15 protein-coding genes and 1 pseudogene are annotated in these 14,437 nt (G+C 59.6%); 7 read left to right on the top strand and 9 right to left on the bottom strand.

Translation table 11 applies throughout. The features are described 5' to 3' along the window. Nucleotides 1-52: 52 nt before the first annotated feature. Nucleotides 53-1,126 carry a diguanylate cyclase gene (locus Q7W83_RS07805; protein ID WP_150631494.1) on the bottom strand — a complete coding sequence of 358 codons (1,074 nt, stop codon included), beginning with the start codon at nucleotides 1,124-1,126 and terminating at the stop codon, nucleotides 53-55. Nucleotides 1,127-1,310: 184 nt separating this feature from the next. On the opposite strand from Q7W83_RS07805, the gene Q7W83_RS07800 reads away from it, so the two are divergent. The 3 genes from Q7W83_RS07800 to hglS all read left to right on the top strand — a co-directional run bounded on the left by Q7W83_RS07800 (nucleotide 1,311) and on the right by hglS (nucleotide 5,230). After that, on the top strand, nucleotides 1,311-2,765 hold the full coding sequence (locus Q7W83_RS07800; protein WP_150639323.1) for a flavin-containing monooxygenase: 1,455 nt from the start codon (nucleotides 1,311-1,313) through the stop codon (nucleotides 2,763-2,765). A 22-nt stretch (nucleotides 2,766-2,787) separates the two neighbouring features. Continuing rightward, a complete protein-coding gene (locus tag Q7W83_RS07795) occupies nucleotides 2,788-3,744 on the top strand; it encodes an alpha/beta fold hydrolase (protein WP_150639322.1) in 957 nt (318 codons plus the stop codon). Between the two features lie 109 nt (nucleotides 3,745-3,853). Next, nucleotides 3,854-5,230: a 2-oxoadipate dioxygenase/decarboxylase HglS gene (hglS, locus tag Q7W83_RS07790; RefSeq protein WP_150639321.1), complete on the top strand. Its 1,377-nt coding sequence runs from the start codon at nucleotides 3,854-3,856 to the stop codon at nucleotides 5,228-5,230. 120 nt (nucleotides 5,231-5,350) lie between these two features. On the opposite strand, the gene Q7W83_RS07785 is transcribed toward hglS, so the two are convergent. Next, nucleotides 5,351-6,028 (bottom strand): type 1 glutamine amidotransferase domain-containing protein, encoded by a 678-nt coding sequence (locus tag Q7W83_RS07785; protein ID WP_473655878.1) that lies wholly within the window; start codon nucleotides 6,026-6,028, stop codon nucleotides 5,351-5,353. A 23-nt stretch (nucleotides 6,029-6,051) separates the two neighbouring features. On the opposite strand from Q7W83_RS07785, the gene Q7W83_RS07780 reads away from it, so the two are divergent. Together Q7W83_RS07780 and Q7W83_RS07775 are read left to right on the top strand one after the other, a co-directional pair. Next, complete coding sequence (locus Q7W83_RS07780; RefSeq protein WP_263596732.1) at nucleotides 6,052-6,177, top strand: hypothetical protein; 126 nt, start codon at nucleotides 6,052-6,054, stop codon at nucleotides 6,175-6,177. 260 nt (nucleotides 6,178-6,437) lie between these two features. Then, nucleotides 6,438-6,956 carry an Hcp family type VI secretion system effector gene (locus Q7W83_RS07775; protein WP_150631489.1) on the top strand — a complete coding sequence of 173 codons (519 nt, stop codon included), beginning with the start codon at nucleotides 6,438-6,440 and terminating at the stop codon, nucleotides 6,954-6,956. A 187-nt stretch (nucleotides 6,957-7,143) separates the two neighbouring features. Here Q7W83_RS07775 and Q7W83_RS07770 read toward each other — a convergent pair. The 6 genes and pseudogenes from Q7W83_RS07770 to Q7W83_RS07745 all read right to left on the bottom strand — a co-directional run. After that, nucleotides 7,144-7,430, bottom strand: a pseudogene (locus tag Q7W83_RS07770) (VanW family protein); the annotation flags it as partial. Between the two features lie 508 nt (nucleotides 7,431-7,938). Beyond that, entirely contained in the window at nucleotides 7,939-8,112 is a 174-nt protein-coding gene (locus Q7W83_RS07765) for a hypothetical protein (protein WP_191623676.1), read from the bottom strand. 11 nt (nucleotides 8,113-8,123) lie between these two features. Continuing rightward, complete coding sequence (locus Q7W83_RS07760) at nucleotides 8,124-8,366, bottom strand: hypothetical protein (RefSeq protein ID WP_150631488.1); 243 nt, start codon at nucleotides 8,364-8,366, stop codon at nucleotides 8,124-8,126. Nucleotides 8,367-8,430: 64 nt separating this feature from the next. Continuing rightward, a complete protein-coding gene (locus Q7W83_RS07755; protein WP_473655877.1) occupies nucleotides 8,431-9,498 on the bottom strand; it encodes a lipocalin-like domain-containing protein in 1,068 nt (355 codons plus the stop codon). After that, nucleotides 9,488-11,959: an FtsX-like permease family protein gene (locus Q7W83_RS07750; protein WP_473657597.1), complete on the bottom strand. Its 2,472-nt coding sequence runs from the start codon at nucleotides 11,957-11,959 to the stop codon at nucleotides 9,488-9,490. Before Q7W83_RS07750 ends, Q7W83_RS07755 begins: the two co-directional genes overlap by 11 nt. 1 nt (nucleotide 11,960) lies before the next feature. Next, the gene (locus Q7W83_RS07745; protein WP_473655876.1) at nucleotides 11,961-12,629 is read right to left on the bottom strand and encodes an ABC transporter ATP-binding protein; all 669 of its coding nucleotides are present in this window, start codon (nucleotides 12,627-12,629) and stop codon (nucleotides 11,961-11,963) included. A 208-nt stretch (nucleotides 12,630-12,837) separates the two neighbouring features. Here Q7W83_RS07745 and Q7W83_RS07740 point away from each other — a divergent pair, with 208 nt between their 5' ends. Together Q7W83_RS07740 and Q7W83_RS07735 are read left to right on the top strand one after the other, a co-directional pair. Continuing rightward, nucleotides 12,838-13,131 carry a type II toxin-antitoxin system RelE/ParE family toxin gene (locus tag Q7W83_RS07740; protein WP_458377585.1) on the top strand — a complete coding sequence of 98 codons (294 nt, stop codon included), beginning with the start codon at nucleotides 12,838-12,840 and terminating at the stop codon, nucleotides 13,129-13,131. A gap of 2 nt (nucleotides 13,132-13,133) precedes the next feature. Then, a complete protein-coding gene (locus Q7W83_RS07735; RefSeq protein WP_150639318.1) occupies nucleotides 13,134-13,442 on the top strand; it encodes an addiction module antidote protein in 309 nt (102 codons plus the stop codon). A 20-nt stretch (nucleotides 13,443-13,462) separates the two neighbouring features. Here Q7W83_RS07735 and Q7W83_RS07730 read toward each other — a convergent pair whose 3' ends face one another. Continuing rightward, nucleotides 13,463-14,269, bottom strand: a complete 807-nt coding sequence (locus Q7W83_RS07730) for a class I SAM-dependent methyltransferase (protein ID WP_150631483.1) — start codon at nucleotides 14,267-14,269, stop codon at nucleotides 13,463-13,465. Between the last annotated feature and the right edge of the window lie 168 nt (nucleotides 14,270-14,437).

Genomic DNA, 14,437 nt, shown 5'->3' with positions numbered 1-14,437 from the left:
ATCCTTGTTTCGTGTCGGGAGCCCAGACCCTACCTGACTGAGTCACACGGCTCTATACCGAGTCGAGCAATTCGTGATGGGGTTCGCCATCGCCGCTACAGATGACGCGATTACGGCCGGTGGCCTTGGCTTGGTAGAGCGCCTGATCGGCATCGTTGAGCCAAAGCGTCGCGTCGGTGTGCGCAGGGGTGAAAGCGGCCAGGCCGATGCTCAGGCTTACCTTCAGCGCCGGGTTCTGTTCGTAACCGAGGGTGGCGAAGCGATCACGCAAGGCATCCATGGCCGCAGCGGCGCTGTTGAGCGCGAGGTCCGGAAGAATCACACAGAACTCGTCACCGCCGTAGCGGCCGGCCACGTCAGTGGCGCGAAGGTTCTGTTTGAGCACCTTGCTCAACTGACGCAAGACGATATCCCCGGCGACATGGCCGTAAGTGTCGTTGATGGCTTTGAAGTGATCGATGTCGATCAAAGCGATCGCCCCGCCCCGGTTCTGGCGTTTACAGCGCTGGAACTCGACTTCCAACTGGTCCTTCCAGGCACCGTGATTGAGCAGGCCGGTGAGACTGTCGGTACGGCTCAGGGCGAGCAATTCGCGCTTTTGCCGGCCAAGCGTGGTGGCCTGGCGAAAGCAGATCCAGCCCAGCGCCAGCGGGTACAAACACAGCAAGGGCAAACAGGCGTATAGCTGCAGTTGACTGGTTTCAGGGATGAAGGCCGGAGTAAACAGAAAAAATCCGACGATAACGCCGAGAATTTGCGCAACCGTGCCCACCAGCAGGAATCGCAAACCGCCAATGGCCACATTGTTCATCGCCATCATGGCAATGGTGGCTGCGCTGGGCAGCGGATTGAATTGCATGGCGGCGACCCAAAAGCCGCCGAGAAAGGCGTCGATCAGCAGGTTACGGTGTTCGGCGTGGTAGGGGACTGTCGCCCGACGCGACCATAGGTAGGCCAGGTGTGGCCAGAAGATACCGTTGAAGAGCATGATCGCCCAGACCCACGGGGCCGGATCGAGCGGGTACATCGCGGCGGCCACACACACCAGTCCTGCAGCTAGCCCCAGGCTTCGCGATGCATAGAGCCTCCTGGCCAGTGAAAGTCCTTTTCCTCCCGTTTTTCCCATAGGGCCTCTGTGCCACTGAACGGAACCTGATCACACCGGGTTTGCGGGTGTGCTGGAAGTCTAACAGGGCAACGTCAAATAGCCATCACCGGCCGGCAATCTGAATACCGCGCTATAGACAGGAAGCGCGCCTCCAATGATTGGCTATACCTGAAAGGATAAACAACGATAAACAAGGAGGCCTATGCAGTCTTTTCAAGTGTTGATCATCGGCAGCGGTTTCGGCGGCCAGTGCGCGGCGATCAATTTGCTCAAGGCCGGTATCGACGATTTTCGTCTGTTGGAACGCCGGGACTTTTTCGGCGGCACCTGGTGCCAGAACACTTACCCCGGCGCCGCTGTCGATGTGCCCTCGCCGCTGTATTCGCTGTCCTTTGCGCCCTACCGCTGGACGCAAATGTTCGCCGAACAAGCAGAATTGCACCGATACACGCAGCACGTGGTCGAGCATTTCGGCCTGCGCGACAGGGTGGAGCTGGAGGCGAACGTCGAACGCATCGAGTGGGACGACAACGCCAAGCGCTGGGCGGTGCACACCGCCAGCAAGGGCACGTTCTACGCGCAGTTCCTGATCAACGCCACAGGGCCGCTGAGCCAGCCTGTCGTCCCACGCTTCGAGGGCCAGGAGCGCTTTCAGGGCAAGACTTTTCACACCAACCATTGGGATCATGCCTACGACTATCGGCATAAACGTGTCGCCATCGTTGGCAGTGGCGCCAGTGCGGCCCAGGTCATTCCGGCGATTGCCCCGGACGTTGCACATTTGCATGTGTTCCAGCGCACGCCGCATTGGGTGCTGCCACGGGGCGATCGCACCTTTGGGCCATTCCAGCGCTGGCTGCTGGGCCTCAAACCCGCCTACAAACTGCTGCGCTGGATGATCTACTGGCAATTCGAAACCCGGGTGATTGCCTTCAAATATTCGAAACCGGCGATCCGCATGGTCCAGCAACACGCCCTGCGCTTCCTCAAACGACAAGTGCCCGACCCCGAACTCAGACGCAAACTGACCCCTGACTACACCATCGGCTGCAAGCGGGTCATCGTCTCGAGCACCCTGTACCCGGCGCTCGGCCGCAACAACGTAACCTTGCACAGCCGCGAACAGGGCATTGCCGCCCTCGACGAAACCGGCATCGTCATGCAGGACGGGCAGCATATCGACGTGGACCTGATCGTCTGGTCCACCGGCTATGACGCCACTGACGGGGTCATTTCCTACCCGGTCAGCGGAAAAAACGGCAAGCAACTCAGGGATTTCTGGGAGACCTACCCGCGCGCCTATCTCGGCACCAGCCTGCCGGACTTCCCCAACCTGTTTATCGTCACCGGTCCCAACACCGGCATCGGCCACACGTCGGCGCTGTTCATCATCGAATCGCAGATGAATTACATCCTCGACTGCATTCGCACGTTAAAAGAACAGGGTTTGCGCAGTATCGAAGTACGCCCCGAGGCAGAACGTACCTACACTGAAATGATCCACCGGGAGATGGAACGCACTGTCTGGAAGTCTGGAGGCTGCCACAGTTGGTATCAAAGCAAGAGCGGTCATGTGATCGCCATGTTCCCGGGGTTCAGTTTCAGCTACCACCGGTTGACCCGGACACTGAAACCCGCCGATCACATGTTGTCCTGATCAGAGAGAAGGGAGACACCTGATGCTTGTGCTGGTTGTCGCTATCGCGGTTTTCGCCGCCTGGAGCTGGTTGAGCTACCCGGCCATCGGCTATTGGCTCTATGACTTGAACATGGCAGCCGAAGCCAAGCTGTATCGGCTGCACAAAATCGTCGTGCCCATCGCCGAAATGACCGTCTCGACCTGGCAAGGCGGGCCTTATGAAGCGTCCAGCAGCGTGCTGATGCTCCACGGCTACAGCGCCGACAAGAATATCTGGCTGCGTTTTGCCCGGCACTTTGTCGGCAGCTACCGGGTGATCATTCCCGACATCGCGGGGCACGGCGAAACCGGCTTCAAGGCCGGCGGCGGTTATGACATTCCCTTGCAAGCCAAACGGATGATCCAGTTGCTCGACGTCTGCGGCGTCGAGAAGGTCCATGTGATCGGCAATTCGATGGGCGGTTACATGGCGGCCTGGCTCGCGGCCACCTACCCGGAGCGCATCGCGTCGGTCGCCCTGATCGACCCGGCCGGTGTCACCGCCCCCGAAGTCAGTGACCTGGAGCGCCACCTGGCCAAGGGTCACAACCCGTTCCTGATTCATTCCCGGGAAGAATTCCGCAGCTTCTACGCCATGACCATGGCCGAACCACCGTGGGTGCCCGGTGTGGTGCTGGACGCCATCGCCCAGCGTTATGAACAGTCCCGCGATGAATTGGCAGAAATCTTCAGCGACTTCCGCGCCAGCCCGCCGATGGAGCCAAAACTGCCCGACATCAAGTGCCCGGCGCTGCTGTTGTGGGGGCGCAAGGACCGCTTGATCGATGTCAGCAGCGTGGCGATCTGGAGCAAAGGCATCGAAGATCTGCGGGTGGAAGTCTGGGACGGCATCGGCCATATGCCGATGGTCGAAGAGCCGGGGAGCACGGCGCGGTTATATCGGGAGTTTTTGGCATCCCAGCGCTCGGAAAGCCCTCAAGACCAGAGGATGCATTGAACAATCAGTCCTTGGCAGAATGAAGTCCGTAAGATTCTTCGTTTGTCGGCGGCGCTGAAGGCTGCGATCTTTTCCACATCCTTTACGTCACCGCGCCAGGAATTTTTTCATGAGCCACCCGAGCTTTGTCAGCCCTGACCTGATCCGCCAACGCTTCTCCAAAGCGATGTCCGACATGTACCGCGAAGAAGTGCCGCTGTACGGCGCGCTGATGGAACTGGTGGAACAGACCAACCGCCATGTACTGGACAGCGACCCGCAGATCGCCCGGCAGTTGAACAGCACCGGCGAAATCCAGCGTCTGGACCTGGAGCGCCATGGCGCGATCCGTGTCGGCACCGCCGCTGAGCTGGCGACTCTCGCCCGGCTGTTTGCGGTGATGGGCATGCAACCGGTCGGCTATTACGACCTGACCCCGGCCGGCGTGCCGGTGCATTCCACGGCGTTTCGCGCGGTGCATGAAGCCGCCCTGCAAGTCAGCCCGTTTCGGGTGTTTACCTCGCTGCTGCGCCTGGAATTGATCGAAGACCTCGAACTGCGCGCCTTTGCCCAATCGGTGCTGGATAAACGCTCGATCTTCACGCCAAAAGCATTGAGCCTCATTGATCGTGCTGAAACCGAAGGTGGCCTCACCGAATCCGAGGCACAGGTCTTCGTCGAGCAAGCGCTGGAAACCTTCCGCTGGCACCACAGCGCCACGGTCACCGCCGAGCAATACCAGAAACTCTGCGCCCAGCATCGCCTGATCGCCGATGTGGTGGCGTTCAAGGGCCCGCACATCAACCACCTGACGCCGCGCACGCTGGACATCGACATCGTGCAAGCACAAATGCCGGCCCACGGCATCACCCCCAAAGCGGTGATCGAAGGCCCGCCCCGCCGGCAGTGCCCGATCCTGCTGCGCCAGACCAGTTTCAAGGCGCTGGACGAGCCTGTCGCCTTCACCGATCAAACCGAAAATCGCGGCAGCCACAGCGCCCGCTTCGGTGAGATCGAGCAGCGCGGCGCGGCGCTCACGCCCAAAGGTCGGGCGCTCTATGACCGTTTGCTCAACGCCGCCCGCGACGCACTCAAGGACTTCCCCAACGAAGGCAACGCCGCACGCTACAACGCGCTGATGACACAGCACTTCAGCGAATTCCCTGACACCGTCGAGGGCATGCGCCAACAGGAACTGGCGTACTTTCGCTATTTCGTCACGGACAAAGGCGTGGGCGCGGAGGCACTTAAATCCTCGTCGCTGGAAGATCTGCTCAGCGATGGCTATTTGCGGGTTGAACCGCTGGTATACGAAGACTTTCTGCCGGTCAGCGCGGCGGGGATTTTTCAGTCGAACCTGGGCGATGCCGCGCAAACCCACTACGGCGAGCACTCGAACCGACAAGCGTTCGAGAACGCCCTGGGACGATCAACCATCGATGAGCTGGGGCTGTATGCCGAGACGCAACGGCGCTCGATCGAGGAATGTTTCGCAACGCTCCGTTAATCACCACTCAAACCTGTAGGAGCCGGCTTGCCGGCGATGGGGCCCTTGGATTTGTATTGCTCTCAAGGGCCTTATCGCCGGCAAGCCGGCTCCCACAGGTTTTGTGGCGATCTTTTGTATCTATTTCAGCTTCGCCAGCAGCGCTTCAGCCGCCGCCTCGGACGATGCCGGGTTTTGCCCGGTCAGCAGCAATCCATCCGTCACCACATAACTCGCCCAGTCATCACCCTTGGAGTAAATCCCGCCCTTCTCCTGGAGCATGTCCTCCACCAGAAACGGCACGACGTTGGTCAGTTGCACCGCCTCCTCCTCGGAGTTGGTGAAGCCGGTCACTCGCTTGCCTTTAACCAGCGGCTGGCCCTCCGCGCCCTTGACGTGACGCAACACTCCCGGCGCATGGCAGACCAAAGCGAGCGGCTTGCCCGCCTTGTAAAACGCCTCGATCAATGCGATCGAAACCTTGTCTTCAGCCAGATCCCACAACGGGCCATGCCCGCCCGGATAGAAAACCGCATCGTAATCTTCGGCTCGCACGCTGCTGAGCAACGCAGTGGACGCCAATGCTGACTGGGCAGCGGAATCCTTGCGAAAGCGCTCGGTCGCAGCGGTCTGCGCATCGGGCTCATCGCTCTTGGGGTCCAGCGGCGGCTGGCCACCCTTGGGCGAAACCAGCGTCAACTGAGCGCCAGCGTCTTTGAAAGCAAAATACGGTGCCGCGAATTCTTCCAGCCAGAAGCCGGTTTTCTTTCCGGTGTCGCCCAATTGATCGTGGGACGTCAAAACCATCAGGACTTTCATGTCGCACTCCTTGAATGAGGGAAATGTTCGGTCAATCTCAGCGCAGTTTTGACCACCCGGCGGCGCTGTTCGTTGCACTTGTTACACAGGCACTCTCAATGATGGCTGACAGCCTGGATGCGCAAGAAGTTGCGCAACCGAACGACTGAATCATCCTGGTTCAACGCTAAACACCCGGCCTGTCAGGGTCTCCAGCCGAGTACGCAAGAAGTTGCGCAGTGCTGCGCAAGTTCTTGCGCACATTAGGAGAAGACCGTTGCCCAGACGCTCCACAACGATAAAAAAAATACGATAAGTCTTTGTTTTATATACTTTTTATTGTTTACGGCACGAACCTTGATAACAGCTTCTCACCCACCGGGCGATACCGCCTCCCGGGCACCTTATTTGTTCAGCAAGGAGAGCATCCATGGCAACACCAGCGTACATGTCCATCACTGGCGAAAAACAAGATCTGATCACTGCCGGCGCATTCACCGCGAACTCCATTGGCAACAACTACCAGGAAGGCCACGAAGACCAGGTCATGATTCAGGCTTTCAGCCACGACGTGATCATCCCGTGTGACCCGCAATCCGGCCAACCGACCGGTCAGCGCATACACAAGCCCGTCGTGATCACCAAGGTCTTCGACAAGGCTTCGCCACTGCTGCAGGCGGCTCTGAGCGCCGGCGAGCGCATGACCAAAATCGTCATCGAGTGGTACCGCACCTCGGCTCAAGGCACTCAAGAGCACTACTACACCACCACACTGGAAGACGCGATCATCGTCGCCATCAACAACAAAATGCACAACTGCCAGGATCCAGGCAACTCGCACTTCACCCACCTGGAAGAAGTGCAGTTCAGCTACCGCAAAATCACCTGGACCCACGAAGTATCCGGTACTTCGGGTTCCGATGACTGGCGTAATCCAGTCGCGTCATGACAGCTGATCGTTTCAAACATCGGCCCGCTCTGCTGGTCGATGTTATTTACGTTTCTCCAGCGTTTCGCATGCGTTGAACCGCTGTGCGGTTATCGACGAACCCGATGCAAAAAAACAAGTAAAGAAAAACGGGCGATCCAATGATCGCCCGTTTTTTTATGCATGCTCGCCCCCTCCTCAACCTCATACCGCGCTCTCGAGTCGGTCGGCCGACCAGGCGGCAGAAGGAAAAGTATTCGCCTGGGCCAATTTCAGGTTCACAACTGTGTTGTGTTGCAGCTGCACATCGGAGTCACCGAGTTTGCGGATCAGTTTGGAGGTGTGCTTGAGGTATCGATACGGCAAACGCTCAAAGGCGTCTTTCGGGCGAGCGTAACGTTTGCGGGAGAAGCGCCACGCCAGTTGGCGGAACAGTCTTTTTTGCCACACGCGCAGCCAGTAGAGGGCCGGGCGATAAAGGGAGAGAGGTTTCATCCGTGTCAGAACGGCGGCTGCCGTTTTTATCCTTGATATGAAATGCTGAGCATCATATCGAACTAATGCTGCGTTTATTGCACTTGAAGAAGGTGTTCGCCCAGTGTAGTGGCCTCGGCAATCCATGCACTGGTAAAGAGCCTGACACTGGGCGAACGAGTAGGATTTTAATAGAAGTTGGCGGATATGTCCGTGTGCATAAACATGAAATTTATGTACACAATGTTTAACAAAATGTCGATTGCAATATTACACCCACAACTTTCCAAACCCGCCAGCTCGATCATTAAAACCGATCATTCCTATACAAGAAACTGTACAACAATGATCAGACTGTAGAGTTAATACTCAACTTCCCTGTTGACTGGTGACTTTCAATCTATCGGTATAAGTCACGACGACTTGCTGCCCTACTTTCAGTTTTTTCTGAACTTCAGGTTTTCAATGTTGACGATTCTGGACTGACCGGCGGGGTTCGGGTGGCCCAGACCCTTGGCATAAGCGCTGTTCAAGGCGTGTTCGCAGTTTCCTGCGCGGTGGATTCGCCACTGTCGGTGCCTTTGCCGCTGTCCTTGCGGCGAGTCGGATCGGTGGGCCGCAAGGCATCGTTGTCGCGCTCGACTTCTCCGGGTGGACGCGGCTCGTCGGGGTGTTCCGAGGTGTCAGGTGATTGCGGTTTCATGGTCGTTCTCCTCAGGCTTCGGGATCGTCAACTTCATGGGCGACGTTCACGCCAGGCGAGTATTGGTGGGATTGATCGGCCTTGGCCTTCAGGGCCTGCCACTGATCGAGGTCGATGGCGCCCTGCCCGAACAATTCGTCGGCGATTCGCAGTAGTTCGCTGTAATGGGCGTCGGGGGATTGCTGCCAATAGGCCGTGTCGTCAAACAGGCGCTGCCACGCGGCAAGGTCGGGCGGTGTGAGATCGTCGCTCATGGCGGGCTCCTGAGAACGGGGCATTCATAACGTAGGAGGACGCCGCTCTGTCGAGAGTTCCGACTCAATACCCGGTCATTTCCAGATAACCCTGCCCCGTGTGACTGCCGCTCAGGCGCACCGGGCCTTCCCAGTACGGAATGCGCAAATCCATCCAGGCCTTGCGGTTGAGGGCATCAAGGGTGATATCGAGGTGTTTGGCGGGGATTTTGATCGACCAGCGCACGGGCATCGACCGACCGGCGACTGTCGCGGTGTCTTGCGGTGTGAGGCGGATGTCGTTGGCGTGCAACACCTGCGTCTGGCCCTGCGCGTCGATCCAGGTGCCGGTGAGATACGGCTCGCCATTCTTCTGCCGCATGCGATAGAGCATGACCTGTACGCCGCTGTCCAGGTGCAGGGAGAACCAGTCCCACCCCGTCTGATTGGCGGTCAGTGGCTGGCTGCTCCATTCGCGATCAAGCCAGGCCGGCCCGCTGACCTGATAAACCTTGCCATCGATGTTCAACGTGCCGCTGGCCTGGAAAAACGGCTGGCTGTAGTAGTACGACGCCTGGCCCTGTTCGGATTTCTGACTGAACCCCTTGTCGCCCTGGAGCACCAGCGCACGCGTGGACGTCAACCGCAATTGGTAGTTGAACGCCTTGTCGCCGGCGCTGAGTTGTAGCTCCGCCAGCGGATCGGCGCCCTGACTGCTGAACCGCCAATCGTCGATCCACGCATTGAACGGCTCAAGACTCACACCCGCCTGACCAACGCCGCCCCGGGCATAACGCTCGGCAGCATGATGCACCGTCGCAGACGTTACCGCCGCATGCCCCAACCAGATCACCTGATTGCCCCACCCCGCCACCTCGGGCACCGCTTTCAACGCACTGCGAAACAACGTCCATTGCACGCCGAACTCGCGGCCCTGATCATCCTTGAGGTTCGCCGTGACGTACCACCACTCGATACGAAAGCCATCGTGGGGACCGTGATCCGCCGGGAAGTTGAACACCCGGCCGGGCACCACCGGTGTGAACACGGCGGCTTCACCACCGAGCCCGGCGAAGCCTTTTTCAACCGGCGCCGAGTCATCGCAGCCGCTCAAAAAAAGTACCAGCAACCACGCGCCGAGCTTAATCCTCATGAGCAAACGTCCTCAGCAGGTCCGCCGGTTGTGAGCGATACAGCGCATAGAGCGGCCACGCCGACGCCAGCAAGGTCGCGAGCAATGCCAGCCCCATCAACTGCAACAGCTGCAATGGAAAGACCCGCAACGGCAAGCGCCAGCCGAACGCCTGAACGTTGATCACCGTGTCCAGGCACCACGCCAGCGCAATGCCCAACGGCACCGCCAATACCAGCGTCAGCACTGCCAGCAGCCAGGTCTGCCCGAGGTTGAGCAGCATCAATTGTCGGCGCGTCACGCCCAGCGCCCACAGCGGTGCGAGTTGGCCGAGGCGGCTCTGGCTCTGGGTCAGCAGGCTGATGAACAGCGCCACGCCCGCGACGGCGAGGGTCAAGCTGTTCAGCGCGGCGGTGGCGGCGAAGGTGCGTTCAAACACTTGCGTGGACCAGGCCTTGAGCCGGGCCTGATCGACGATGCGACTGTCATCGAGGGCGAAGCGTGCTTGCAGCGTTTTCAGGAACGGCGCAATCAACGGCGGCTCGATGCGCAGGTTGAAACGGTTCGGCGTCAGTTGCGGCCAGCCGCGCAGCAGGTGGTTGACGTTGACCAGCAGGTGGCCCTTGGGGTTGCCGTAGTCGGCGTAGATCCCGACGATCCGCGGCGACCAGGGTCCCGCCGGTGTGGGAAGGGTCAGGTGATCGCCCAGACGCACCTTCAACCGTCGCGCCAGTTGTTCGCTGAGCATCAGCGCGTCGTCCTTGGCCAGTCGGTCCCACGGGTTGTCGCCCAGGGCTTCCAACAGCGGCCAGTGTTGGCGGTACGTCGGGTGATCGATCACGCCGAACACCTCCGCCGGCCAGCCTTGCAACTGGATCGACACCTGCCAGTTGGGCAGCACCGCCGTGAGTGAAGGCTGCTGTTTGAGCCAACTCTGCAGCTCTCTGGCCTGGGCCGGATTTTGCGGATTCACGTACAGCTCGGCAGTCAGTCGTTGTTCCAGCCAGTCGCTGAACGTCTGGCGAAAACCGGCGGTCATGCTGCCGGCGCCGATGTTCGCCGCCAAGGCCAACAGCAGCGCCATCAGCGCCAGGCTCAGGGCCGGCAGTTGCTGACGGCAATCGGCGAGAAACCATTGGCCTAGCACCGAACGGCTGCGATGCAGCGTCAGGTTCAGCACGCTATTGAGCACCACCGGCAGCGCCAGCGCCGCGCCGATCAACAACGCCGCCATCAGCACAAATCCACTGGCGAGGCTGTCGCCCCAGATCAGCGCCAGCAACGCGATCACCCCGGCAATCGCCGCGACCCAAGCCTGGCGGCGCAACCAGCGTGCATGGGCCTGATGCCAGGCTTGCGGATCGGCCAGCGCCAGCAACGGCAGACGCGCCGCCCGCAACAAACTGTTGGCACCGGCCAGCAACGCGCCGAACAGACTCAGGCCAACACCGCTGAGCCACCACCACGGGCTCAGGCTCAACTGGCCCGCCACTTCGGCACCGTACAAGCCGCGCAAACTGGCAGCGACATCCGGCAACAGCACGCTGGCCAGCAGGTAGCCGCTGACAACGCCGGCAAGGCCGCCGATCAGTGCCAGAACGGCCAGCTCAACGGCAAGGCAAGCGATCAACATCCGTGCGCTGACGCCACAGGCGCGCAGGGTTCGCAGCAGTCCTCGGCGTTGCTCCAGCGCCAGCCCGATGGCCGCGTGAACGATGAACAGACCGACCACAAAAGACAGAAAACCCAAGGCATCGAGGTTCAGGTGAAAGCTTTCGGTCAGGCGCGAGAGGTTGTTTTCTTCGCCGCTGGTCTTGAACTGGAGCTGGCCTTTGAACGAGTCCGGCAAGGTCGCGCTGAAATCCTTGGGCAACAGCAGACGCGACAGTTGCTGCGGCAACCCCAGAATCTGCTGGGCGAAGCCGATATCCACCAGCAACACGCCGGGGGCCATGTCGGTTTGAACCTGCAGCGGCGGTAATGCCGCACCGTTCAACGTCAGTGGCTGCTCGCCTTCGCGCATGCCCAATGCCTGCAACGTCTGCAGCGAGATCCAGGTGCTGCCTGGCGGACTGAAAAACCTGACGATCTGCTCGATGTCCAATGCCCGCCCGGCCACCGCCGAACCGGCCGGCAGCGACACCGGCTCAATGCCCATCAACTGCAAGCGCTGATCTTCATGGCCCTTGAGCACCACCCGCCCTTGCAGCACCGGCGACACCGGCCAACCGGCACGGCGCAGTTCGACAAACCAGGCCTGAGGAAACGTCCCACCACTTGGCGCGCTGAGGCTGGCCTGTGGCTCCCCGCCGATCAACTGACTGGCCCTCGCGTAACTTTCCCGCGCCTGACTGTTCAGCGCCTGCACACCGGTCAACAGGCTGGTGGCCAGCCACAGCCCGGTCAGCACACTGAAAAACTGCACCGGGTGCTGCCGCCAATGGCTAAGCAGTGCCCGCAACGCCTCGCGAAAAACCCGCACTTCAGCGCTCGTCCGCGCCAGCCAGCCGGCCACGGTGCAGCACCACTTTTTCCGCCAGTCGCGCAGCCACTCTGGGGCTGTGAGTGACCATCAACAACGTCGTGGGGCTGTCGTCGAGCAACTCCAGCAACAAGTTCAGCACTTCATCGCTGCTGGCTTCATCGAGGCTGCCAGTAGGCTCGTCGGCCAGCAGCAATTTGGGTTGCGACGCCAACGCCCGTCCCAGCGCGACTCGCTGCTGCTGGCCGCCGGACAACTGCTCCGGATAACGCCGCAACACATCACCCAACCCCAGACGCTTGACCAGATACGCCTGCCAACGCGCATCATGGCGCCCGGCCAGCCGCGCCTGGAACGCCAGATTGTCCTCAACGCGCAAACTGCCGATCAGGTTGAACTGCTGGAACACCAGGCCGATTTCGGTGCGTCGCCAGTTCGCCAGTTGCCCTTCACTCATCCGTTCAAGCTGATGTTCACCACTGCGGATGCTGCCGCTATCCACCTTGTCCAGCCCGGCGATCAGGTGCAGCAAGGTACTTTTACCGCTGCCCGACTCGCCCATCAGCGCCAGGCTGCTGCCGGGTTTCAGCGTCAGGTCGACACCTTGCAGCACCGGCAGCGGACCTTGCGGTGTGGCGTAGCTTTTGAAAACGCCTTGGACCGAAAGCATGGGTAAACCTGTTTGAGGGGCGTGGGGCAAGGATAGCGGCCCGGCGCGGGTTTTGTCCGTTGGGGATGCGACGCGACCGACGATGCACCGTGGACACCACGGCGAGCATCAATGACGGTTAAACGTCCCACAAACCTCAAGGAAAAAATACATCAGGGCAAGGAACTGCCTGACTGCCAACCTGTATCCAAACGGATACATTCGAGCAATGAAATATCTCATCCAACAAACCACAAACTTCGCGCAATGGCATGCTTTGATTCGTGACTTGCGAGCGAAGGTGGCTATCGCTCGTCGCATTGATCGGGCATCTGCGGGTAATCTTGGGGATATCAAGCCCGTAGGTGATGGTGTTTCCGAAATGCGCGTGGACGTCGGTGCCGGCTATCGGGTCTACTTCACCTTGCGAAGGAACGTTGTCATTGTTCTGCTTGCCGGTGGTGACAAATCCTCGCAAACCGCTGACATCAAGCGGGCAAAAAAATTGGCTAAGGAGGTTTAACCATGAGCCAAACTTTGACTACATTCGATATGGCAGCATTGCTGGACAGTGACGAAGCCATCAGTGAGTACCTTTCCCAAGTGCTGGCAGACGGTGACAACGAGGAATTTCTTCGGGCTATCGGCTACGTTGTAAAAGCGCGTGGAATGACACAGATCGCCAAAGATTCCGGTATGGGTCGCGAAAGCTTGTACAAGGCCTTCGCTCCCGGTGCAAAACCACGTTTTGACACGGTTTTAAAAGTTATTCATGCGCTTGGAATTGATCTCTGCGCACAGCCCGGTCACCCGGTCGATCACTCGGTTCTCTGAGAGACTCTTCTGACCCGGTCTCAGCGCTTCACCCCCACCCACGTAAAACACAACGGCAACTGCGCCTCTCGCTGCTGATACTGATCGTAAATCTCCTCGCGATTGGAATGCGGATACTCCTTGAAGTGGCTGATCTGCAACCCGGCCTCGATGGCGCCGGTGAATATCTCGCCCAATGTGTGGACGAACCAGTAAGACGTCGCGGCCTGCTGTTCGACCTTGCCTTCGTAGACGATTGGCTGATCCTGCACGAAAGGCTCGCGGCGAAAGTACGAAGTGACCGGACGGAAAGGGTCGGCGACCTCGGGGTCGAACATTTCCAGGAACGGGTGGGTTTCGTACACCACCAACGCCCCGCCGGGTTTGAGGGTGTGTGCGACGTGGCGGAAGAATTCGCCGATGTCCGGCATCCAGTTCAGTACGCCGATGGTGATCAGGGCCACATCGAACCGCTGGTGAAGTTCACTCGGCAGATGATGAATGTCGGCCTCGATGAATTCAGGTGCGTGCGGCGAATGCGACGCCAGCTCCCGCGCCTGATCGAGAAAAGCCGCGGACTGGTCAACGCCCACCACGCTGCGCGCACCCAGCGCAAACAGTGAAATACTTTCGCGGCCGTTGTTGCAGCCCAGTTGCACCACGTCTTTAGCCTCGACACCGACCTGCTCCAGCACACCGCGCAAGGTGTCGTCGATGCAGCAAAAATCGCGCTGAGTGACGGCCTCCAACAGGACCTGCCAATCAGGATTGTCTTTGTGGTGTCGGGCAGAGTCATTCCACGCATCGCGGTTGCCGGCGATGGCTTTTTCTTTGCTCAGCATTTCCATTGCACGCTCCAGAACTCGGGTTTCATCAGACCGGCCCAAGTCTAGATCAGCGTTTTCGCAATTCCCATGCAGCGTTTGTTGCAATCTTGTAAGCCCGGCAACCCCCACGGACGGCAGCTATAGTTAATGGCCTTGGGGAAATGCGCGAAAACCGATTTCGCAGGTGCA

It is taken from the genome of Pseudomonas sp. 300 (assembly GCF_055803035.1).
This window is presented reverse-complemented; position numbering and strand designations above follow the sequence as displayed.

Excerpts from the sequence above, each read along its gene's own strand:
- Q7W83_RS07805 (WP_150631494.1), bottom strand. The coding sequence starts at position 1,126 with ATGGGAAAAACGGGAGGAAAAGGACTTTCACTGGCCAGGAGGCTCTAT.
- Q7W83_RS07800 (WP_150639323.1), top strand. The coding sequence starts at position 1,311 with ATGCAGTCTTTTCAAGTGTTGATCATCGGCAGCGGTTTCGGCGGCCAG.
- Q7W83_RS07795 (WP_150639322.1), top strand. The coding sequence starts at position 2,788 with ATGCTTGTGCTGGTTGTCGCTATCGCGGTTTTCGCCGCCTGGAGCTGG.
- hglS (WP_150639321.1), top strand. The coding sequence starts at position 3,854 with ATGAGCCACCCGAGCTTTGTCAGCCCTGACCTGATCCGCCAACGCTTC.
- Q7W83_RS07785 (WP_473655878.1), bottom strand. The coding sequence starts at position 6,028 with ATGAAAGTCCTGATGGTTTTGACGTCCCACGATCAATTGGGCGACACC.
- Q7W83_RS07780 (WP_263596732.1), top strand. The coding sequence starts at position 6,052 with ATGTTCGGTCAATCTCAGCGCAGTTTTGACCACCCGGCGGCGCTGTTC.
- Q7W83_RS07775 (WP_150631489.1), top strand. The coding sequence starts at position 6,438 with ATGGCAACACCAGCGTACATGTCCATCACTGGCGAAAAACAAGATCTG.
- Q7W83_RS07765 (WP_191623676.1), bottom strand. The coding sequence starts at position 8,112 with ATGAAACCGCAATCACCTGACACCTCGGAACACCCCGACGAGCCGCGT.
- Q7W83_RS07760 (WP_150631488.1), bottom strand. The coding sequence starts at position 8,366 with ATGAGCGACGATCTCACACCGCCCGACCTTGCCGCGTGGCAGCGCCTG.
- Q7W83_RS07755 (WP_473655877.1), bottom strand. The coding sequence starts at position 9,498 with ATGAGGATTAAGCTCGGCGCGTGGTTGCTGGTACTTTTTTTGAGCGGC.
- Q7W83_RS07745 (WP_473655876.1), bottom strand. The coding sequence starts at position 12,629 with ATGCTTTCGGTCCAAGGCGTTTTCAAAAGCTACGCCACACCGCAAGGT.
- Q7W83_RS07740 (WP_458377585.1), top strand. The coding sequence starts at position 12,838 with ATGAAATATCTCATCCAACAAACCACAAACTTCGCGCAATGGCATGCT.
- Q7W83_RS07735 (WP_150639318.1), top strand. The coding sequence starts at position 13,134 with ATGAGCCAAACTTTGACTACATTCGATATGGCAGCATTGCTGGACAGT.
- Q7W83_RS07730 (WP_150631483.1), bottom strand. The coding sequence starts at position 14,269 with ATGGAAATGCTGAGCAAAGAAAAAGCCATCGCCGGCAACCGCGATGCG.